12 protein-coding genes and 3 pseudogenes are annotated in these 23,948 nt (G+C 36.3%); 4 read left to right on the top strand and 11 right to left on the bottom strand.

The window, feature by feature from the left end:
* Window positions 1-93: 93 nt before the first annotated feature.
* The 3 genes from BUA71_RS11905 to BUA71_RS11895 all read right to left on the bottom strand — a co-directional run bounded on the left by BUA71_RS11905 (window position 94) and on the right by BUA71_RS11895 (window position 4,703).
* Window positions 94-1,590 (bottom strand): acyl-CoA dehydrogenase family protein, encoded by a 1,497-nt coding sequence (locus BUA71_RS11905; RefSeq protein ID WP_072880023.1) that lies wholly within the window; start codon window positions 1,588-1,590, stop codon window positions 94-96.
* Window positions 1,591-2,213: 623 nt separating this feature from the next.
* Complete coding sequence (locus BUA71_RS11900; protein WP_072880021.1) at window positions 2,214-4,238, bottom strand: heavy metal translocating P-type ATPase; 2,025 nt, start codon at window positions 4,236-4,238, stop codon at window positions 2,214-2,216.
* Window positions 4,239-4,280: 42 nt separating this feature from the next.
* Window positions 4,281-4,703, bottom strand: a complete 423-nt coding sequence (locus tag BUA71_RS11895; protein WP_217653618.1) for a Fur family transcriptional regulator — start codon at window positions 4,701-4,703, stop codon at window positions 4,281-4,283.
* 136 nt (window positions 4,704-4,839) lie between these two features.
* On the opposite strand from BUA71_RS11895, the gene BUA71_RS17845 reads away from it, so the two are divergent.
* A complete protein-coding gene (locus tag BUA71_RS17845; RefSeq protein WP_245812582.1) occupies window positions 4,840-5,082 on the top strand; it encodes a phage integrase SAM-like domain-containing protein in 243 nt (80 codons plus the stop codon).
* A gap of 115 nt (window positions 5,083-5,197) precedes the next feature.
* Window positions 5,198-5,650 (top strand): tyrosine-type recombinase/integrase, encoded by a 453-nt coding sequence (locus BUA71_RS17840; protein WP_245812581.1) that lies wholly within the window; start codon window positions 5,198-5,200, stop codon window positions 5,648-5,650.
* Between the two features lie 359 nt (window positions 5,651-6,009).
* Here BUA71_RS17840 and BUA71_RS11885 read toward each other — a convergent pair whose 3' ends face one another.
* From BUA71_RS11885 to BUA71_RS11855, 7 genes are all read right to left on the bottom strand, one after another.
* Complete coding sequence (locus tag BUA71_RS11885) at window positions 6,010-8,961, bottom strand: DUF5107 domain-containing protein (RefSeq protein ID WP_072880017.1); 2,952 nt, start codon at window positions 8,959-8,961, stop codon at window positions 6,010-6,012.
* A gap of 1 nt (window position 8,962) precedes the next feature.
* Complete coding sequence (locus tag BUA71_RS11880; protein ID WP_072880064.1) at window positions 8,963-11,962, bottom strand: glycoside hydrolase domain-containing protein; 3,000 nt, start codon at window positions 11,960-11,962, stop codon at window positions 8,963-8,965.
* A gap of 13 nt (window positions 11,963-11,975) precedes the next feature.
* Entirely contained in the window at window positions 11,976-13,463 is a 1,488-nt protein-coding gene (locus tag BUA71_RS11875; RefSeq protein ID WP_072880015.1) for an aryl-sulfate sulfotransferase, read from the bottom strand.
* Window positions 13,464-13,475: 12 nt separating this feature from the next.
* Window positions 13,476-15,032, bottom strand: a complete 1,557-nt coding sequence (locus tag BUA71_RS11870) for a RagB/SusD family nutrient uptake outer membrane protein (protein WP_083572094.1) — start codon at window positions 15,030-15,032, stop codon at window positions 13,476-13,478.
* An 18-nt stretch (window positions 15,033-15,050) separates the two neighbouring features.
* Window positions 15,051-18,440 carry a TonB-dependent receptor gene (locus tag BUA71_RS11865; protein WP_217653617.1) on the bottom strand — a complete coding sequence of 1,130 codons (3,390 nt, stop codon included), beginning with the start codon at window positions 18,438-18,440 and terminating at the stop codon, window positions 15,051-15,053.
* A gap of 91 nt (window positions 18,441-18,531) precedes the next feature.
* The gene (locus tag BUA71_RS11860) at window positions 18,532-19,743 is read right to left on the bottom strand and encodes a FecR family protein (protein WP_072880013.1); all 1,212 of its coding nucleotides are present in this window, start codon (window positions 19,741-19,743) and stop codon (window positions 18,532-18,534) included.
* A gap of 357 nt (window positions 19,744-20,100) precedes the next feature.
* The gene (locus BUA71_RS11855) at window positions 20,101-20,694 is read right to left on the bottom strand and encodes an RNA polymerase sigma factor (RefSeq protein ID WP_072880011.1); all 594 of its coding nucleotides are present in this window, start codon (window positions 20,692-20,694) and stop codon (window positions 20,101-20,103) included.
* A gap of 369 nt (window positions 20,695-21,063) precedes the next feature.
* Here BUA71_RS11855 and BUA71_RS11850 point away from each other — a divergent pair.
* Window positions 21,064-21,377: pseudogene (locus tag BUA71_RS11850) on the top strand (transposase); the annotation flags it as partial.
* Between the two features lie 53 nt (window positions 21,378-21,430).
* Here the strand turns inward: BUA71_RS11850 and BUA71_RS11845 are convergent.
* A pseudogene (locus tag BUA71_RS11845) lies at window positions 21,431-22,962 on the bottom strand (IS1182 family transposase).
* A 77-nt stretch (window positions 22,963-23,039) separates the two neighbouring features.
* Here BUA71_RS11845 and BUA71_RS11840 point away from each other — a divergent pair.
* A pseudogene (locus BUA71_RS11840) lies at window positions 23,040-23,861 on the top strand (IS3 family transposase); the annotation flags it as partial.
* Between the last annotated feature and the right edge of the window lie 87 nt (window positions 23,862-23,948).

The raw sequence follows: 23,948 nt of genomic DNA, 5'->3' as shown, positions 1-23,948 counted from the left end.
AGGTTTTTCTTAAACCCGGGAAGTACTATCTAAGGATTTTTTCTAGAAGTAGATTTAAAGTTTCCTCGGAAGACTACAAAGTTTTGGCAGTTTTTAAACAAATTTAGACCAGGTACTATCCACGCCATAATCTTCTATCACTTTTACTGAATTATCGAAGTGGAAAAAGCTGAACAGCCCAGATATTTCCTGCTGCACCAGCGTAATGCAATTATCTACCAGGTCTTTTCTAAAACCTTTCTCCTGAAGCTCCAGTACATAACCAACACAAACTATACGAGCGATAATTCTTCCAAGATCTACCAGTTTTCTTTGGCTTAGGTTTGAATTAAGATTGAAGTTAAGTTCTTTTTTGAAAAAGTCACACGCCTGCGTTGTTAACTCTAATGAGTTTAAATATTCCAGCAAGTTAGTTTGCTTTTTCTTTCTCATTCCACGAGTAATCATTTCAGAAATTTGAGAATAAAGCATCTCGTTAGAACCTTCGAAAATTTGAAAAGGCCTGCTATCCATAATTCCCCTACCGCCAATATGACTTGTTCTATAACCTTTAGCGCCAGAAACCTGGGTTAAGATTTGTGCCGATTCGTGCATAAGGTCTGTTACCACTGTTTTCATACTATTAGCTTCCAGGCCTTCGGTAGCCAGGTTATGCTCTAGTCCGCTGGTTTTAGTACTTCTAAAACACATCGCCGAACTCATAGTAAAAGCCGCCTGAATCCTGGATAACTGAAATTGAATTTGATCCATAGCCAGTAAGTTACCGGCACCCACAACCCTACTTTTACAGTATTTGGTAGCTTCATCTAACATTCGCTTAATAAAGCCGGCCCCCATTCCCGGGAATTGCAAACGGCTGCGGTGTAGAATATCCAGCATCATTTTAATCCCGGTAGATTCGGGATTTAATCTTTGGCTTTTGGGCACTTCAAGATCTAAAGTATTTAAACCATAAGGGATCATATAAAGCCCTGCGTTATCATAAATTTCTTCAACCTTTATATGCTGATTTTCCTTTGTATTATCTGCAATAAAAAAATCTACATCGCGGGAAAGATCTCCGTTTTCTTTCTTTTTTCGAGCTGCGATCAACCAATAATCTGCCATCCCGGTTAATCCCTGCCAGTGTTTGGTGCCGCTAATTTTAAAACTATCTTTAGTTTCCTCACTAAAAGTCTTCATATTTAAAGCATCACTACCAAAATTGGGCTCGGTAATCATAAGTCCGCCCATATTTTGTTTTTCCAGAAAACGCTTAAAAATTCCAGCTTTAACCGAATCATTTGCATATTTCGCAACAGGTTCTAAAAACAGGGCGATATTAATACCAAAGGTTAGCGAAAGGGAAAGTGACTCATAAGAAGCAGCGGAGAGTATCTGCAAACATTCTGACACGTGCCCGCCACGACCATCATATTCAGAAGGAATAGCTACAGAAAGCGGTTTTTTAGACATGATTCTCTCCAAAATTTCGGGAGGTAAACCACGTTCTAAACTCAGTTGATCAATATCCCTTTTCTCATGAAATAAATGGTGTAGGGTGTTTTCAAAATTTTTAAGGAATTCCGAAAATTTAATTTGTGTATCCATGAAAATTAGGTTTCGCGTTTTATGCCACTTTTAGTTATTTGATTGGATAAAAAGAATAAAAAATAATGTTTGTGAGAAAGAAATAAACTCTACACTTAACAAGCTAAAAATCCAATCTATTAAAGCCGATATTTCTGTGGCAAAAATATTAAAATATAATTTAGAATGAGTATATATAAGCTTTTATTTTAGAAACTTAGGAAAGCTATAATTGGCAGTTTTAAGGAAAAGAAAAAAACAGGGGTTTACATTCGCTTAGTATCCTTAAAATTTTTTTTCTGAGAGACTAAATTCAGTAGTAAGAATAACTTAGATCTTTGATACGCGGTTATTTAAACCTTACAAACATCTAATTATCTTTTCTCTGGGAAAGATGTAATACCTTTAAAAGATATCGATAGCCGTATCAAATGGCTTTTATAATTTTTCAGGACAGAAAACTCAAGCTAGCTTAAAAGTGGAATATTACCCACGTATAAAGTATATATTGCGAAAAAAATCGAAAAAGACCGTAAAACGGTAAATGAGCAGGTTTTAATCAGTTAAAAATCGGTTTTATTAGAAGACTAAAGATTATCAAAGTTTAAACATTGGTGAATTGGTGCAACTTTTTTAAAGAAATCCTATGCATTTTTTTCAACGGCAAGCTCTGATGGAAAAGCCTCTTCTGCAGAAGATTTGATCGGTTTATTATTGTTGGCAGCAGCATGTGAAGAAGTATCAAACTTCATTTGCTGCAAACGCACGGCATTGGCAATGGCGAGTAATGCGACACCAACATCTGAAAAAACAGCAATCCATAAATTGGCATACCCAAAAGCACCAAAAGCCATCACGATTAATTTAACTCCTAAAGCCAGGACAATGTTTTGCCAAATAATTTTTCGTGTGGCTTTGCTGATATTTAGGGCCGTGAGGAATTTTAACGGCTCATCGGTTTGTAAAACGACATCGGCAGATTCAATGGCGAGATCGCTTCCCATAGCACCCATTGCCACACCAATATCGCTGGAAATCAAAACCGGTGCATCGTTGATCCCATCCCCAATAAAAGCTACTTTTTTATCCCTATCAGCTTGAATCTCTTTAACAGCCCGCAGTTTTTCTTCGGGCAATAAACCGCCGCGAGCTTCATCAATACCGAGGTCCCTGGCAACCTTTTCGGTGAGTTTTTGTTTGTCGCCAGATAACATTATGATTTCCTCTATTCCCTGGGTTTTAATTTTTCGTATGCTTTCAGCCACATTATCTTTATAAGCATCTGCGACAATCACATAACCGGCAAATTCTCCCGAAATACTGATCAGAATTGTCGTTTCCGGAATGTCGGCAATTTCGTGCGGAAAGGTAATCCCGGCCTCTTCCAATAATTTTGCACTGCCGGCCGAAACCGCTTTGCCCTTAACCTCTGCCTTCAAGCCCTTACCGTGAATTTCTTTGACATTTCGGGCTTCCCAGGTTTCTGAGTTTTCGGAATAATTCTGAATAGCTTTGGCGATGGGATGGGTTGATTTCTGTTCAACAGCCGCAAGGTAATTCATCAATTCGCTTTCAGAAATATAAGGTTCAGAAACAATTGTCTTCAGTTGGAAAACGCCTTTGGTAAGCGTGCCTGTTTTATCGACAACCAGGGTATTTATTTTTGTAAGCTGATCTAAAAAATCTCCCCCTTTAAACAAGATTCCGTTTTTGGAAGCTGCACCAATTCCGCCAAAATAACCCAGCGGAATCGAAACAATTAACGCACAAGGACAGGAAATAACCAGAAAGATCAAGGAGCGGGAAAGCCATTCGGTAAATACATAATCACTAACAAAAAAGTAGGGCAAAACCGTAATCGCAATGGCCAGATAAGTAACGATGGGCGTGTAAACTTTTGCCAGCTTGCGCATTAACAGCTCTGTCTTTGCCTTGTTTGAATTGGCATTTTGAACCAATTCCACAATTTTGGAAATTGAACTCTCGGCAAACGCCCTGCTTGCTTTCATTTCAATTACGTGGGATAAATTGATGGAACCGGCCAGGATCTCTTCACCTTTCAAGACTGTTTTTGGTTTACTTTCGCCTGTGATCGCAGCGGTGTTAACACTGGTTTGTTCACTTAATAATTCCCCGTCTAAAGGAATTTTTTCACCGACTTTCACTTCGATGCGTTCACCGACGCTTACTTCTTCCGGATGTACTTCAATGAATTTGTTGCTTCTAAAAACCCGTGCAATTTCCGGCCGAACATCCAGCAAACTTTGAATATTTCCCCTGGCGCGATTGACCGCGGCATGTTGTAAAATTTCACCGAAGGAATAAAATAACATCACCCCAACTCCTTCGGAATATTGACCAATTGCAAAAGCACCTATCGTGGCGATGCTCATCAAAAAAAACTCATTAAACACCTGCCCGTTTGCTATTGACTTAACAGCATTCTTTAACACGGGAAAGGCCACGGGAATATAAGCTATTAAATACCAGGAAAACCTTAGGGGGCCTTGAAAAAACGCCGGTTGAACCAAGTATTCCAGACACATCCCAATAGCCAACAAGGCAAAACTAAATACTGATGAAACATAAGGGTTTGCGGTGAATATATCCTTTACCGTTTTTTTATCTTTTGATGAACAGGCATCGTTTTGACTGCAGCAATCGCTCATAATATTGGGTTCACATTTGCAATTACAAAGATAAGGAGCATTTTATGCAACCGGATTGCAATAAGAGCAGACGCCTTTTAAAACAAGATTAGCTTGTTTTAGGGTAAATCCTTTAGGTAACTTGAGGTTAGGGATGTGCATTGAGTTGAGGCAAAAAGTTTCCTCACATTTTTCACAGTGAAAATGAAAATGTTGATCTTCTTTAGCGCACTCGCAATTGTCTTCGCACAGGCCATATTTAAAAATGCCACTGCCATCGTCTATCTTGTGCACCATTTTATTATCTTCAAAAGTTTTCAAGGTTCGGTAGAGGGTACTTTTATCAGAACGGTCAAAATTTTGTTCGAGCTCGTTTAAAGATGTGGCGTGGTCAGCTTTCATTAGGTATTGAAGAATCATTACACGCATCGCTGTGGGGCGAATGCCACGTTCTTTGAGTATATGTTCTTTTTCTAACTGGTCCACTTTAATATTTTTTGCTATACAAATTTAAGCCTTAAAACTTAAGTTTAAAATGATTTAACTTAAAAATCAAATGGTTAAGGAGCTATCCACGATAATGGCATTTAAAGAATATCACCATTCCGTACTGAAGTAGAAGATGGTATTAGTTACTTCAAAAAAAATAAAATTCCGCGAGATCAATGAGGCTTTAGTAGAAAAGTATAAAACCTTTTGTTCAGCATATCTCAATCACAAAACACGGACTATCACCAATAAATTCATATTTATTAGGACTCTTCTTAATATTGTCATAAAAGATGGAGTTGAAGCATCAAAATTCTATCCCTTTGCTGGTGACAAAATAAAGATTCGAATAGATATGGAAACAAAATCGGTTTGACAATTGATGAAGTTGAAAGAATCGAAGCTTTAGTACTAGAAGAAAATTCTACCATCTGGCTGCACATAATGCTTGGTTAATTTCCTTCTATTTTGCAGGAATACGTATTTCTGATGTGATCAAGTTGAGATGGTCAGATTTTAAGGATAACCGGCTTTATTATGTGATGAATAAGAATGAAAAGCCTTTGAGTCTCAAAATTCCTGATAAAGGCAAAGCTATATTGGATCTTTACCGAATTAATCGAAAAGAAAATCACGGATATGTATTTCCTTTTTTAAAAGACGTTGATAATCATAGCGCAAAAGATATTTTCACTAAAACCCGAAACGCCACTCAGCTTTTCAATAAATATCTTAAAAGAATAGCCAAGAAATGTGATATCAATAAAAACTTATCCAATCATATCGCTCGACATAGCTTTGGTAATATTGCCGGAGATAAAATACACCTCTTAATGCTACAAAAACTGTATCGTCATAGCGACTTAAAAACCACCTTAAATTATCAAGCCAACTTTATTCATAAAGATGCAGATGATGCTTTGGACTCTGTAATTAATTTTTAAAATCTTAACTATTCGCTCATTTTCTATATAAATTACATCTGTTAAATGCTTTAGGCCAGAGTAGCGGTATTGAGTACTTCATCTAAATGGGCAATCTCATTGGTACTCGCTTTTTTGGTCAGTACCCCCACCTTCCTCCGTAACGAATGCTTTTTGTAACTAAACCTGCACTTGCTCCCTTTCTTTAACTAGGCGGCGTCCATATCTAGGCTATCTACAACTGATTTGTTATCTTTTTTCGCTCAATAGTTTATCCACCTCTTTTTGTAAAGCCTCTGAATTATTTTCATACTTTTCAAGATCTACTATTTCCACTTTTCTAAAATCTGTGGGACGACTTTTATTTGCTATAAAAACATCTAAAACAATCTCTCGTCAGATTTTGAAATGGCTCTAATCTTTCTAAGTAAAGTTTCTTTGTCAACAACATCTTGATCATCGAATTTTCTTATCTGTTCTTTGAATAATTTTTTATTTCCTGATTTTTTGTAGATAGCAGCACGCAAAGCATTCTCTAAATCATTATTTATTAACTCGGGATATGGCCTTCCCACCCCCAGATTTGAGGGCCATTTTTCTGACTCCTTTATTTTTCTAAGGGCTCTAGTATAATTTTTATTTTGCATAGCCTGAAATGCTAACATCAGTTTTGTTTGCCGATAATATTCCTTTGCATCATCGGCACCTTCAAAAGGTAAAACACGAATTTTTGTTAGTACTTTCTCTGCATCTTCGAATTGATCGGCAATGATAAAGGCATTAATTAAGTCTAAACCGACAATATAATTTTTATCATCTCGTTTGTAATACTTTTCGAGGATATCAACAGCTTTGTTAGGTTCACCATGCTTTAAATAAATTTCGGCAAGTAATCTGCCGTATCGCGGTTCATTTGGCTGAAGTGCGACTGCCTTGCGTATATACTCCAATCTCTTTTTCAAAGAATCTTTTTTTTCCAATCGAGCTTTTACCACATAAAAAGGTGCAAATTCTATGTTTTTATAAGATTTTAATAAGGAAATTGCTTTTTTTTGATTCCCCCTAAACTCTTCAATCAAGGCTAATAAATAATCCGATTTCCAGGAATCTCTTTTTGTAGAAGCCCATTTCAACACCTGTGCTGTTTCCTTTCGAAAAGGAAATACAAAGTTCATGGAAGAAACTTTAACCTTATTCAAATACTTATCGGATAGAGCTGGATTGGATTTCCGATTAAGCCAAGCTAACCAATATAGACCTATTGCATTCTGAGGTGCAAGCTCCAAGATTCTTTTGCTTTCTTTCAACTTGTTAATATTAGCATACCAGATAGCCAGTTCCAGATAGGTCTCAAATGGCATCTCATTACGAATCAATTCTTTAAAATTATTTTCATTTTCTTTAGTGGGGTTAGTATAATAATTTTCAAAATTAAGGAAATGATCAACTGGATTTAAGTTCTCTATCCGCTCTTCTAACTCATTTAACGATTTGCTATCATTATTGATTCGTGATATTAGATACAATATTTTAAGTGATTCCAAATTTCCTGAATTATTCTGCAAACTGAATTTCGCATATTCTCTGGCTTTAATGAAATCTTGTGACTCCATATATAGCTTACTAAGCGCAGTATAAGCCGCATTTCTATAGGGTGTAGAAACGCTTGCCACCTCAAAGCCATCTATAGCATCATAAGTTTTATTCATTTCTAAAGCTGCTAAACCGTAATAGTAGTTGGCTTCCGGATTATATGTATCTATACTTAAAGCCTTTCTTGCATATGTATAGGCAGAATCAATTTGCATCCTAAATAACTTTAATTTTGCCATTTCAACTAAGGAAGGAAGGAATAGAGCTTTTTTAGATAATGAGGTAGCTATCTTTTCTTCTGCCAATTCATAGTTTCTAAACCTATATAAATCCCTTCCTTGAAGATACAGCCCATAAGCACTTTCAGAATCAAACTCTTTAGGCAACTCTAGAGGTCTACTTAATTCTTTCTCAGTGCTATTGTTTTGAATATCAATTCGCTGTCCTTTAAATATTATATAGGCTGGATCTTCCCCTTCATCAAGATTAATTTCTTTTTCAAATATTTCCCGTGGCTCGGCTTTCAGAAAAAGCTTTTTAAGCTGATTTCCTTCCGCAGAAAAAAGCTTTAAGGTGTCTTGAACTTTTTGCACAGGACTTAATTTTAGGGAAAAGCTATTTTTGTTTTTCTCGATATTAAAAGCTCCAAACGAATTGGCAGAAGTAAAACCACCTATCCCTTTAAAAGGATACCAATACTCGGTCCACCTATCAGTACTATACGGAGCGAAGCCAATTTGTTTAAAAGGGGTAAAACTACTTTCAAATGCATTCTGATTAAACAACCGACCACTTTGAATTTCTACATACTGTCCGCTGTTGTCGGTAAGCAGATTTTCCCAAATCTTTCCTTGTTCAGATTGAGCCCATAGAAAAATTTTCTTGCCTAACTTGTCCTCTCGGTTAGAATAACGAATCATCCCAAAATCGTCATCTTTCCAATATCCTCCGAAATAGTTGCTATGTGAACCCAGAACATGGAAGGATTTTGACCCCCCAAAGGCATTTTCAGAATAAAAAGCAAGGTTTCTGCCTTGATTATCCAGAGGCCAATTATAGGGTTCCCCTCCGTGTCCTATATAATGGGTGCCAGGATAGAGGAATTGCAAGTCTTCTCCGGCGGGAATTCCGGCGTTCATCCAAGTATAATATGGCTGTTCTACCGCAGTAGAGTTAAACCAATATGAACGGGTGGTAAAATATGCTTTGTCTTTTTCTAATTTAATTTCCAAAAGCCAACGCGTACGGGTAAGTAAATCTAATGTACTGATAAAACAACTTACGCTACCATCAGGATTTTCTTTAGTTAAATAATCTACAGGAGTGGCACTGTTAGGAGTATGACCTATGATACCATAATTGAATTCGATACCACCGCTTACCCAAGGTCCACGAAGTGCTATATCGCGAAATTTCACTACATCATTATTATATAGAAAATCTCGTCCGCTCTTTTTGTCAGTTGCGCCCCATATTTTTCCTCCGATTTCGGGCATAATCTGTACCCTAATATACTCATTTTCTAATTCAACTACCTTCCATTTTTTTTTCACAGGGTTTTGAGTAAAACCGTCATATCTAAAATATGGATATATTTTCTTTGTAGCAGGAATTGGATTAGGATTTGAAAAAGGGTACGTACGGTATTCCTTTCTATATTCTCGAATACTTGCATTATTTTGAGAATTGATAGACTGAAAAGCTAGGATTAATGCTAATAAGGTTATAACTTTTTTCATTTCACTCAATTGTAAGTAATATACCTTTGTTCTTCTTTATCGATATTTGATCTCCTGGTTGGAAAGTTTGATGAGATTGGAAATCACGAATTTCAGGAGCCTCAATTTTGGCATCTTTTACATTTAAGTTTAACTTTTTCCAATCAATATTTAACTTAATATTCGTATCAGAAGAAGCCCAGCTGGCAAGAGACACCAAAACTTTGTTATCTTTTTTATAAATGGTGGCCAAGACCTCCTTATTATTGGTTTTGACAGGATTGTCTTTCACCCAGTATCCAATCATTTTCGAACCTTTTATTCCAAAATCATCCCATACCTTCCAAATGGCATCAGGTTTTTTTTCCTGATATGGCATTCTATTGGTCATACCGTATAGCATTCCACGCCATTGATTTCCACCATCTTGTAACATTTCTCCCATGAGACCAAAAGGAATTCCGCTTACTTCCGTTAAATAAAATTCAGGAGACCCTTTTTCATAATCAAAATATTCTCCAAACCATAATCGGTTGAGATAAGGAAAGTGATCCATATATAGATTAGCACTATTATTGAAACCATCTCGTTCATTAAATTGATTGGCCGAATGTAAATCGATCATTCCCGGATGTCCATTCTGGGTAAGGACTCTTTTTACTCGTTTCATCGTTACCCTATCAAAAGCAACATCATCCAAATAAATTCCATCAATGCCAATATTTTGAACTAACCAATTCATGCCTTCCACATAATAATTGTGCCAACGATTCATTCCACTGTTAATGATGGCAGCATCTTTATATCTCGAAACAAACCAGGCTGCGATATAATCTCCATCAAGATGTTCTTGTAACCAAGAATACCCCTTTCCTTCACCTGAAGAAAATATCTCATTATCTAAATTTTTTATAGGATACAATTCATACATTCTATTGGAAATTTCACGAATGGTATTATAAATTTTGACTTTTAATCCCTTTTCATGAGCAGCATCAATATAGGATTTCATTTCTTCGGTGGCGATGAAAGGATAGTTGATATAAGGATTAATTTCATTGGCATGATGAATATTAATAACGTTTGAACCACTCTCTACTACTTCTTCAACAGGGCTGTAGGCATGATAATAACGATTCTCCCATTGCTTATTGGTTTGCAAAGTATGAAAAGGAGTGATCAGTAAAGTGAAATTATAAAATAAGGTATCTCCTTTTTTCATCTCTCTGGCACCACTGTAAGCCTGTACTTTAGTAGTGGAATTTTCATCAAATATTTTGATACCACCTTTATTGTTGTTTCCCCAAGAAGTAGGCAATAATAAGGGCTTTTGAAGATAAAAATTAGTGTTTAACGGACGTTGATAACGTTCATCTCTAAGTGATAATTGAACACCCTTATTGACGTTTCCCAGCCACATTCCGTCCTGGTTTTTATTTGCCACATCCCATTTCCAATTGATATTCTGAGGCCGATTTCCACCTTTGTGGCCAAGACCTAAAATGTATTCTGCAGCACTATTTTGCATTGGAATTTGTAAGGCAATATCTCTTAGTTGTACATTTTCTTTAGCAACTACTTTTACTTCATAATTGACGTGACCATCAAATTCTAAATTACCTGATACAGTCATGTTCACCTTTTGAGAAATGTTTTTTGATATCCAGGAAACCAGTCCGGGGCTTTGAGTTTGATATGATATTCCTGAAGATTTAAATTGGATTTCTCCCTCATTTTTCTTAATCAGTTGAAAATGAAAAGGCTGTTCCAGAATATTATTTGCCTCCGAAGAAATATCAGTCATTTCTTCAGTAAAAAATGTTTGAATTTGATTTGGTAGACCATTTTCATTCAGAATAAGATTTCTTCCTAACAATGAAATTGTGTTATTCGAAACTTTTAATGGAGTGTAAGGTTCAATAACAGAATTCTCCTGGGCCAAAGTAGAATTTAGCCATTCCAGTCTAGTCTGCTTCCAAGGTTTATCTATTCCTTTATTTTTAGCAATATCATCCGTAATATCCAGTTGAATAGAGATAGTAGTAGGCTTCTGGTTATTTGTGGTTATTGTTGCTTTTCCCGAGTAGCTTCCGGCTGCTATCGATTCAGGAATTTTCACACCACACCAAAAGGCTTTCACCAATCCTTTTTTGACCCCAACGGTCTTTCTAAAAGGTTTTCCTGTATAATCAATTCCTTTCAAGTTAAAGCTATGAAATTCCTTGGCCGAAATCATATTTTTTCCATTTTTGTCTTTTAAATCCGAAAAAGTAATTCTAACATCGTTTAGCTTATTTCTAAATGCCCAGACACCCAGCTGAAAAGTATAATTTTCACCAGGTCTGGTCTCATCCTTAAAAGTACTTTTTATGTCGCTCTCTATCCATTTTTTGGGTAGGTATTGCTTCATCTTAATCGGAATATTTCGTCTTTCAGGAAAAACCAGATAATTTCTATTAGGATTTTCATTTTTAAGTTTTTCTTCTTCATCTTTGGTTGCGATTATCTCCATTGGATCGTTACTATTAAAAGAATCTACTGCATCAAATCGGATAACGGAAGCCCCTTCCGTATTTTCTGTATCTGATGATGGGGAAGATAACTTTGTAGTTTTATAAACCGCATCTGGATAGTTCGAACTTCCAGTAAGTTTATAGGGTAAATAATAAACATAATAAATGCCTTTTTTACCTTTTGTATTAAAACTTATAACTCCATATTCAGGAGTCATTTTAAATTGTTTTGTTTCAGTGACAATAGTATTACGGGTACTATCCACAACATACACCAATTGCTCTGATTTTACATTTCTATTTCGCCAAGGAATTGTAATCGTAATTACTTCCTCAATAGGGTTCTCTACTTTAATCACTGCCCGTTGATTCCCCAAAGAGTCAGCTTCCCATCGTGATGGCTCAGGAGGGTAATTATGTTCTTGAGCCTGTATATCATTAGCGAAAAGAATGCAGCCCATTATCAAGAATAGATGACAATATAATTTTTTATTAAATTTAGGTTTCATATTTTTTTTAAATTTATAGTTTATAATTTTCCCAAATGCTATTTGGTACATATTCTGCCCGATACGGAATAAAATAGGTGTTAAGTACCCATAATACGTTTCCTTCTTTATCTGTGACTAAAACATTCCCCGTTTTTGAACTAGTTTGAAGAATATTATCATTTGGCAGAAGATAGGAACTGCCCATTCTAGAAGTATAAAAGCCAGGAGGAATTTCTGCATCTATAATAGTCTTTGCAACCATTTCAGTAGTGTCGATTCTAAAAGATAGAGTTCTCGATGATTTATTGGTTTTTGTGGTATCGTTGGGGGTGAAATCGCCATTATCAAACAATATTAAATTTCCATTATGATTGATATGAGCCGCATGTTGAAAATAAAAATGAGATTCGGAATCCATCTTAAAATCTCCTCCTTTTCCCAATTTCCATATAATTTCACCTGAATTCTTATCTATCTTCCATATTTGGTTTTCAATGGGAGTGGACAAAAGATAATTACCATCTGTATCGAAAGCTACATTATTAAAATGAAATCGGTCATTGGCAAATTCTTCTAATCTTTCATCCTTCTCTACGTCCCAAACATCCCAAGCCGACCATTTCTCTAAAACTTTTCCAGTAGTATCCATTGTCATAACACCATCTCCCCAAAGTGTATCCAATTCAGGTTTGGATTTATCTAAATCATATAGTTTATAGTCTCTAAAAATACTCACAACCTCATTATTTTCATTCATTTTGAGGTCGTGATGGAAGATAATGTCTTTTTCTTCAAGGTTTATTCTCCAAAGTACCTCTCCCTCCAAATTAATTTCAGCAATCTCAGTCCCACCTACGAAACCTATTTTGCCAGTTCTAATGTAATAGTTTTGAACTCCTTTAGGCTGCTTCTTTTTTTCTTGGAATTGATCCTTACCTGCCGGTGCTAACAAAGCAAGAATAGTGTTCCGAGGAGTGATAGTAGCCAAGCGCACTCCCATTTTTTTATCTTGCCAATACCACCTAATGGTTCCCTTACCATCTACCATAGCAATATATCCCGGAAAACCACGATAACAAAGCATCATTAAACCTTTACCAATGGCGCTAGGATCGTGAGGTCTATCATTTTTAATCCAATCATGTACCATCCAAGGCGATTGTTCCCTGGTTCTAAAAAAGTAATTATTCGAGCTATTACTTAATATATAATTGTGTATAACAACTTTATATTCATATAAACTATTTGGTTCAAGTAATAATAGATTGAATTGATGATTTTCCTTTTTAGTACTTATTGGAGTTTTATTAAAAACCTCAGATCCTTTCTTCCGATATTCAATTTGAACTTTAGCTGGACGGTTTAAGGAAATATTAACACGTTCTTTCAAAGCAGAATTATCTGGAGATTGCAAGACTATTTTACTAATTTCAACAGAACCTATAAAATAATAATAGGTTCCATATCCTATTCCAAATATCAGTAAAATCAATAACAATAATAAGGGAACTTTCCTCACGATAAATAATTTTTAAGGTATTCTACTGGAGTTCTCAGCCGACATTTCCTTGTGATTTCTAGCTTCTTCTAATGGATAGGGAAAGTATTTCAAATTATCAGTCACTATCGGCTGCATACCTCTTTTCTTTAAATATTCATTACTAACCTCAACATATTTTCCAAGACGTATTAAATCGGCCTTTCTTTTATATTCAAACACTAATTCATACCCTCTTTCATTAACAAGTGCATCGACCATTTCATCTTTCGTTGTAGGAATTGAGAACCCTGATTCCCCATAAGCAGGAGCTCCTGCTCTTGTTCTAATCTCATTTATATAAGGTAAAGCTGCCGATGGACCATTTAATTCGTTTTCTATTTCAGCTTTTGCCAATATCACATCGGCCAATCTAAAAATTTGTATCGTTCTCCCATCTAAATAGGAATCGGAAATCATTTCGTAAGAATATTTTTTTGTGGCGACATTTCGCAGCAATTTTACTGTATCACTGGGAGGTACGGTCTGTCCTATATCAGGCATCATATAATAAAATCCGTGACTGGTATTGGGGTCTCTCGGACTTGCTCCCTCATAATTGTAGTAATAAAATTCCTTTCGAGGATCCATTTCAGAATATTTCCTCCAAAAAGGTAAGGAAACTGCGTAATATTGCCACCTGTTTTCAATTTCAGGGTGATCTTGAGGACCAAAATGATTAGTAATTTCACCCCCGTTTTGGGCAGCTTCGTGCAAAATACCAAAAATAAGTCCCATGTCTATTTTATTATCTCCTGACCACTCATCTTTAAAATCTGGATTTAAAGAGTACACTCCTTTGGCACGAAGATCCAAAACTTCATCTATATACTCTTTGGCTTTCTCATAATTATGATTGCGCATATAGACTTTGCCCAATAGAGTCAACGCAGCTCCTTTAGTAGCACGACTAATTCCTAATTCAGGAGCCCACTTTTCAGGTAAATGGGATATGGCAAACTCACAATCTTCAATAATTTGCGCATCTACTTCACTTACAGAAGATAAAGGTACATTATCACTTTCGGTTGGATTATCTGGTTCGGTAATTAACGGTACCGCCCCCCAAGAGTCGGTTAAATCTCTATAAGACAAGGCACGTAAAAACCTGGCTTGTGCAATTATTTCATTCTTTTTGTCTTCTTCTATTTCTATACCTGAAATTTTTGAAAGAAGCATATTTGCATTACTAATTACCTTATACATATTTTGCCAATTCAATCTTAAATACCGACTGTTATCGTCGTAAGTAAAATTACTATGTTTGGTAGGATCACCTGCAGCTGTTGAAAACCCAATATCTGTATTGTAATCCGTAAGCATCATCAAGTAACCGGCATAATAAAGATAAGCATCTCCTGGGTAAGGATTTAGTGAAGCATAAGTACCTGTTAGTGCTGCTTCAATGTCACTTTCAGAATTATATGCATTTTTCGTAGTTAAATCGCTATAAAGCTCTGGTTCCAAATCTGTACACGCAGCAGATAAACCACTGATTAACGCAAATAATATTAGTCTTAGAAAAGGTTTTTTAAAATTTAAATTATTCATAATGTTGTTCTTAGATTGTTAAAAATCAATGTTTAAGCCCAAGGTAAACGATTTCATACTAGGATAGGAATTAAAATCCAAGCCTGCACCAGCATTTGCACTCTGAGAGTTACCTCCTTGGGTAAGAATGTTATCATTTTCATATGCTTTAGTATCCACTTCTGGATCCCAACCGGAATAATCTGTTATGGTAAAAAGATTTTCAGCCATTGCATAAACCCTAAATGACTTAATGATTCTATTCTCCAACGGAAGGGTATAACCCAAAGTCAAATTTCGCAATCGTATGAATGAAGCATCTTCAATAAAGTGATCATTAATATAGCCGCCATACTGGGAGTAGAAAAATCCGTTTCGAGGAATATCTGTATTAGTATTTTCCGGTGTCCATCTATCGAGTGCAGTTGTCGTTCTCTTCCACTCTAAGTTCATGCGAGTCATATTCAATAATTCATTGCCTAAATTTCCATAAATAAAAAATGACAAATCAAAATTTGCATAAGTAAAGTTATTAGTCAAACCAAATGAAAATTTGGGATGAGCATTTCCAATAATCGTACGGTCCGCAGAAGTTATCTCTCCATCACCATTAATGTCCGCAAATTTAGGATCCCCTGGCACGGCTTGAGGTTGAGGAGCATAATCTTCTCCTTCTTGAAGGACACCTTGGTATTTATAACCGAACAAAGAACCTAGAGCCTCACCTTCACGAATAATTGCGTAATTTTCCTCTGAAACTGAGCCAAATGGCTTGGATGATGTCAATAAAATCTCACTTTCTTTACCTAAATTCAAAACCTTGTTTCTATTCAAGGAAAAGTTCAGTTGCGTATCCCAAGTAAAATCTCCGACTATATTTTTTGAATCAGCCGTAAATTCAAAACCTTTGTTTTCTATCGAACCTACATTACTGAGTCCAGAAGTATAACCAGTATAAAATGGCAAATTCACATTTATTAATAAATCATCTGTTTTTTTATAGTAGGCATCCATACTCAGGTGAATTCGATTATGAAAAACACCTATATCTGCCCCTATATTGTATTGCGAGGTAGTTTCCCACTTTAATCCTGCATTTTCAGGGGAACCGCCGCTTAAAACTGCACCGGAAGTATTTGTTATCCCATCAAAGGTGTAGTTACTATTGGAAATCAAACCATAGGAAGCATAATTGCCTATGCGTTCATTACCAGTTTTGCCATAGCCAGCTCTTAGTTTTAAATCTGAAAAAACGTCTTGGTCAGTCATAAAAGATTCATTAATCAACCTCCATGCAATAGACCCTGATGGGAAAGTACCCCATTTATTTTCTTCCCCAAAACGAGAGGAGCCATCAGCACGTATAGTAAAGGTGAATAAATACTTTTCATCGAACACATAATTTGCACGTCCAAAGAAAGAAACCAGCATGTTTTCAGACTTGTAAGATGAAACGTCGGTAATAGTAGAAGCAGCACCTAAATTATTGTACTCATACAGATCAGTAGAAAATCCATAGACATTAGCCCCCTTACTTTCATTTATGAACTTTTCATAAGAGTAACCTCCCATTAAGTTTAAGGAGTGCTTATCGTTAAATTCATCATTGTAATTTGCTACGACGTCTAAAAGGTTATGCGTTAAGGAGAAATCAGTAACACTTGCTACCCCTTCATCAATACTACCTTGATATGAAGCCTTGGAAAGATAGTTCCCAATTTTATTTTGTACTATTTCCGTACCAGCATTCATTCTGATATTCACTTGTTTTATTGGTGTCACTTCCAGATAAAGGGTACCATTGAACTTATCTTTTTGCAAATCGTTTATACGGGAAAGCAAATTAGCTAATGGATTATCACCTTTTCCGCCTGGTGGTCTACCAAAAGACCCGTCTTCATTATAAACTGGGACTGTTGGATCGTAAGTTAAGATGCCATATAACACATTAGAGTTAAGCACATTACCCGCGTAGTTCTGATAATTGGAATTTTCACGTTGAGCCAATACTGATGCTCCTGATTTAATATAATCATTAAAAGTTTGATCAATATTAATCCGGCCCGATACCCTAGAGAAATTTGTATTTTTCAGTATGCCTTCCTGATCAAAATATCCGATACTGCTTAAAATTTTTGTTTTTTCGCTTCCTGTTCTAAATTGGATATTATGATCTTGTATCTTTCCATTTCTGGTGGCAGCCTCAATCCAATCCGTATTTATATCAGAATCTAACTGAGATTGAGTATATTCACCAAATTCCTGATTTTCTTGTCCTGCTATTTCCCGATAGAGATCGTTTGCCAAGGACATATATTCTTTACTGTTCAGCATATCAAAAGGAACAATAGGTTTTTGAATACTTGTATAGCCATTATACGAAATAGTGCTCTCTCCTGCTTTCCCTCTTTTTGTGGTAATCAACACTACACCATTCGCCCCTCTTGAGCCATAAATTGCAGTTGCAGAAGCATCCTTTAAGATCTCCATGGATTCAATATCGTCGGTATTTATATTGGCCCCATTTGTCGTTGGGAAGCCATCTACCACATATAGAGGTTCATTACTACTACTCACAGAGTTTGAGCCTCTAATTCTTATTGACATACTACCTCCAGGAGCGTTAGAATTTTGTGTAACAGAAACTCCGGATGCTTTACCTTGTAAAGCCTGTGCCACATTACTCACTGAGCCACCTTTAGTCAATTCTTCAGAATTTACCGAAGATATCGCTCCAGTAAGATCGCTCTTCTTTTGTATACCATATCCGACCACCACAACTTCATCTAATGCCGCAGCATCTTGCTTCAGTGCAATATCGATTTCGTTACGACCATTTACTTCAACTTCCTGCGTAGCGTAACCAATATAGCTTACTTTTAAGATGGCACCTTCAGAGACTTCAATAGAATAATTACCATCAAAATCAGTCATCACTCCATTAGAGGTGCCGATTTCTAGAATGTTAGCGGCAGGAACTGGCATTCCAGTTTCGGCTTCGGTTACTGTACCGGTAACGGTGATGGTTTCCTGTAAGTTGATTGGAGTTGTATTTGAAGAAAGTTTCGCAGGCTTTTTAGTTAAGAAAATTTGGTCTTCATAAAATTCATATTTAGTATCTGTCCCCTTAAAAATTTTCTCCAATACGCCAGATACCTTCTCATCCTGTGCATTAACCTGTATTTTTCGAGTTAGATTAACATCTTTGATCTTATAAACAAAGTGATACTCCGTTTGGTTCTCTATAAGGTCCAGTAATTGAGATATCTGTACATCATTTAATTTTAGTGTAACAGTTTTTTGAGAATAGGAATTGTTGGCGTGCAAACCAAAAAGACTAACAAGAAAACACAGTGTGGTTAGCTTCATCTTTAAGTTAAATTTAAACAAAGCAAAGGGCCTTGTTATTCCATGGCATAATTTTTTCATACTTTTAGAAAATTAAATGTTGGTTGATATTTGCTTTAATTGATCACATTTTTACAAAGGGGGGATGCTGCAACATTCCCCTTTTAATGTATTATTGTAATTTCATTTCATCATTCTTCTCATTTTTAGGGTTAATAATTATCACGTTTTTACTCTTATGGGTATAATTAAGTCCGTAGATTTCTTTAAAGTATTTTAGGATATTATCTAAAGGTTCTTTTCCAAAACTTGCGTTGAATTTTTCCCTGGCTAATGCTATATCCTTATTGATAATTTTCACATTATAATGCCGCTCCATTTTCTTTAAAATATTTTCAAAACTTATATTTCTAAAGACTAATGCTCCCTGCATCCAACTGGTATAAATATCCGTTTCTACCTCGCTAATTTTTAAATTATTATTCGACCGATTTGCAGCACCGAGTTGACCAGGTTTTAAAATTGTGGTTTCTTCTTGCCCCTCTTTTATGCCAAGAGCTACCGAGCCTTCTACCAGTACTACATTAGTAGTAGTGTCTTCAGGATAGGCAGACACGTTAAACTCGGTTCCTAACACTCCAACTTTAAGATTTTGGGCTTCAACTACAAAAGGACGTTCATTGTCTTTAGCTACTTTAAAAAAGGCCTCTCCTGTTAAAAAGACCTGGCGTTTATCATTTTTAGGAAAATTTACTGGGTATTTTAAGGAGGATCCTGAATTCATAAAAACCCGACTCCCGTCTGAGAGTTGAATTTCAAAACGTTTACCATAAGGAATCCGCAAGGTATTGAACACTATTTCTTCTGAAGTATTTTTCCTTTTTTGATACACCAGTTGGTTTCCTTTTTGTCCACCTACCAGTTCGCCCTTCTTATTGGTTAACTGAAGCTGTCCGTTTTCTGAAATCACTTCCATTTTCCCATCTTCCCTTTCCAGGATTATTTCGTTTTCTACCGCAATAGGTGTTTTATTAAGTTGAAGCTCGTTTTTCATCAGCCCGAAATATAGGGAACCTCCTAAAATAACTACAAATACCGCAGCCACGGCGGCATACCAAATTTTTCGCTTTTTGTGCCCGGCATCCAGTTGTTGTAGCTTGTCGTTCTCTATCTTTTTTTCGAGTTTTCTATAAAGACGATCTCTTTTTTCAGGGTAGGTAGAACTACCATAATCTTGGTTCTCTAACACTTCCTGTACTTCAGGCAGGACTTGTACCTCTGGATTTTTCCTGAAATACCGAAGTAATTCTTCTATCTCCTTCCGGCTACAACGGTTTCGAGAAAACTTCAGTAATAAACCTCTTATGTACTCTTTCTGACTCATTAGATTAAACTTGTACCTATTATACAATCTAAAAGCTACCGACTACTACGCGAATTGTGAATAATTTTTATTTTTATTTGGAAAATATTAAGAAAAACGTTTACATCTTAGTAATGACGGGAGGTTTTATCAAATGTTAAATTTTTACAGAGTAATAAATTAATTTAGAAACGAAGCGATGTTGTGATAAAAAGTGATGCTATTATGAAATGATTTTTGATAAACTAATTTGGAATCAAAAAAGATTTAAAGTTGAATAATTCGGTTAAGAACGAAGAGAAGATAATGGAGGAGTAACGTTGTGCAGTTGTGAGGTCGAAGAAGTTTTATCTTGATTCTATTACGCCTGTCTCGAGTTTACTTACTGCTCCATAAAAACAGTAATATAAATACAATATCCCCGTGCAGGCTTAGAAATTCCCGAATATCTCCCAATGCTTTGGTCATTTGGTTTTTTACAGTATTTACAGAAATACCTAATTCACTGCTAATTTCTTCATACGTCTTGCCCTCTTCACGAGACATCTTATAAACTAACTGACAACGGGGGGGTAAGGAATTGATAGCACGATCTCCTAATTTTTTATACTCGGCTTCCGTAAGATTAATATCACTGGGCTTATACGATTTTTGACTTTCATAGAATACCTGACCAATTAGTTCACGATCATTGGCTGCTTTCTTTAAAAAATTAAAAGCCAGGTTTCGTGCTATAGTAAAAATAAACGACTTGAAAGATAGCTTAGGATCTAGTGTATGTTTTCTTAGCCAAACCTTTAAAAATACATCCTGTACAATTTCCTCGGCTTGTGCCTCTATTTTAACTAAGCTTTTCACATAATGATAAAGATCATTTTGGTAATTATCAAAGAGTAAACGGAAAGAAGGCTCATCACCAGCTTTTAAGTTCTTAACCAACTCATATTCTTTATTTTGTTTAAATCTAAACATAGGTTTTATTACGATGAAAAACTTATCAGCCCTTAGATAAAACAAACCTTTTTCGGATTTTAGAGGTTTTTTATTGATCTTTAATATTACTAAACTACTTCAAATTAACGTAAAATAATGTTAAAATTAAAATAGAAGTTTATTTATCAACTGAAAATATTTTGTCAATTATTCATTTTGATTTCTCTTGACTTTTTGTCTATCCATTTGTGTCCAGCCTAATCAAATAACAATTTAGATGTCAGGTTGAGTCTTTAATCTTCGCTCAAGACAGGCAAAAGTCGAAATGCTTTTACCTAATTTTGTAAGCTTCCCTTAAAAACGAACTGTTTAAAAGTATAATATATTTTATAACTTTAAACAGTAATTATGAAGAAGAGTAGATATTCACCACAGCAAATCGCAAAGATTTTAAAGGAATTTGATAACGGAAAAACGGCCGCAGAGATCAGCCGTGAATATGGCATTAGTACAGCGGCATTTTACAAGTGGCAGGAACGCTATGGCGGTATGAACGGCAAAGAGCTGAAGCGCCTAAAAGATCTGGAAGAGGAAAATCGAAGACTGAAGCAGATGTATGCCAATCTATCCCTAGATCATCAAATGGCCAAAGAAATCATTGCAAAAAAGCTTTAAAGCCCTGCCGTAAAAGAGCCATAGCCAAAGAACTTGTTCATTACGGCAGTCTGTCTCAAAACTACCTATTGATACTGCTAAAATTAACCTTTTTATTGAGTTAGACAAAAACACAGGAATAAGCGGTGTTTTTATGAAAGTTGGTATAAGTCCGGTTTTTATAGCCTAAAACGAAGAATACTAGGGTATTTAAGCTGAAAAGATGGTGCTTAAGACAAATAGGGTCTAGCTTTATTGTTTTGATCAGCTTAAAGATCCTCTTTAAATTATAAGCCAGCGTCATTAGCCCAAAATCTGCACTGGCTGCCTTTATTCCTTTTTTGGTCATAATATGGTCAAATCCCCATTGCCTTTTTAATGTACCATAAGGATGTTCTACCAAAGCTTGTCGTTTTTTATAAAGACTTTCGTTCTTATAAACCCGTTGCGCATTGTTTTGAATATTTTGTGTGAACTGGCTTCGCTGTATTACTTTCCCGTTTGCTTTGGCCCTGGTGCATTGGTTTTGTACCGGGCATTCTTTGCAAGCTCTGGTTTTATATTGTTTAAAGGTGTAGTTGCGCCCTTTGTAACGCGTGCCATTGGAGGTTAAATGTTCTCCTTGTGGACAGGTGTAGGTATCATCATTAGAAATATATATAAAATGTTCAGCATTATAATCAGGATTTGCAGCCTGGCTTTTTCGTCCTATTGCGGGAATGGCAACCAGGGTGTTTATTCCTAATTGGTCTGCTATATGAAATTCACTGCCCGTATGATATCCTTTATCATAAAGGGCGATGAACGAATTGGTTCTTAAAATAGATTTTGTCCTTCTAAGCATCATCCCCATTGCTTTCTTGTCGTTCTGGTTGCTAAGCTTATAATCTATTAATAATTTATATTTGGAATCTACGGTGGTTTGTGCGGTATAACAGACCTCGGTGATCATGCCCCGAACGATTTGGTGCCTGCTGTCTGGATCTGATGTAGATAGTTGTGGGTTTTCTGTACTGGTATTTTCTTCCAATTCTTTTTGAATCTGTTCGTACTTAGCGCGTTGTACCTTACGGTGGGCGATCTCATTTTCTATTTCAGCATTGTTATCGTTGTCAGCCTCGGCCAGTGCTTTATTATGGGCGGCAAGCTTTTGGTCTATATAATCCAAGTGACGTTGCACTTTCTTCTTATTGTAGTTGTTTTTTTACTGTTCTGGACCCGTAATTTTGTAGAATCCCCGGCGATAAGTTCACCTCCTATAAGGTTGAAATTTTTAACAATGTTAACGCTCTCCCTAAACACACGCGCGATTGCCCTTGGGTTGTTTTTTCTAAAGAGGGCAATGGTATTATGGTCTGGCTTTAGGTTTTTCAAAAGCCAAATAACTTCCAGGTTGCGGTGACATTCTTTTTCCAGATGACGTGAAGAACGCATCCGGTTCATATATCCGTAGATATAGAGCTTAAGTAAATCGCCCGGACAGTAAGGCGGGCGTCCCTGAGCTGCTAAGCTGGTAAAGCCTAATTCTTGCAGGTCTAACTGTTCCACAAACTGATCGATAAAACGAACGCTATTATCATCGGGGACCATATCGTCCATACATGTGCTGTACAAAGTTAGCTGCTCCCGGTCTTCTCCTTGTTGATATTCCATTCCTAAAGATAAAGCAACTTAAAAATATATCCTCAGAAAAAGGCTGCAATGATGGCATGGTTTTGAGACAGTCTGACGGTATCAGCAGGGCGTGCCGGGTTTTAAATATGAGCAAAAGCGTTTTTTATTACAAGCCAATCCCAAAGGACGATACTGCTATAGAGAAGGCTTTACAACAAAAAGCTAAAGAACATAGCGAGGAAGGCTTCTGGATGACTTACGATCGATTAAGGAATGAAGGTAAGCCCTGGAACCACAAACGGGTGTACAGGGTCTATAAAAAGCTAGGCTTAAGTTTGAGAAGAAAGGTAAAAAAGCGTTTACCTGCCAGGGTTAAAGAACCTCTGGAGGCTCCTATGGCACCTAATCTTAGTTGGAGTATTGATTTTGTGACCGATGTTTTAGAAAATAAAAGGCGCTTCCGTGGCTTAACGGTAATCGATGATTACAACCGGGAAGCATTGCATATAGAAATTGATTTTTCACTGCCCAGCAAACGTGTCGTCTGGGTATTAAACCATTTGATTAATCGCAGAGGAAAACCCCAAAAGATAAGAATGGATAATGGCCCTGAATTTATTGCTAAAATAGCTTCAGAATGGAGCCAGATGCATGAAATCGACTTCCAGTACATCCAACCAGGGAAACCTACACAGAATGCTTTTATTGAACGATTCAATGGAACCTATCGAAGAGGCGTTCTCAATAAATACCTCTTTGAAGATCTCAATCAAGTAAGGGAACAAACCGAGACCTGGATGGAAGATTACAATAACGTAAGACCCCACAATGCACTGGGAAAAATGGCACCGGTAGCATTCGCTAAAATTCATTCTCCTGGCGGTACCGCCAGGAGAATGAAAAATGATATTTTTGGCCAATTAAACAGTTCTAATTAGGGGAAGCTTACATTCAACAATTAGCCATTAAATTTGAAGGCCGACTGGAGTTGGATATAGCAACCAATAAAACAACCGGATAAAAAT

This window comes from Salegentibacter echinorum, assembly GCF_900129445.1.
Taxonomy (GTDB): domain Bacteria; phylum Bacteroidota; class Bacteroidia; order Flavobacteriales; family Flavobacteriaceae; genus Salegentibacter; species Salegentibacter echinorum.
This window is presented reverse-complemented; position numbering and strand designations above follow the sequence as displayed.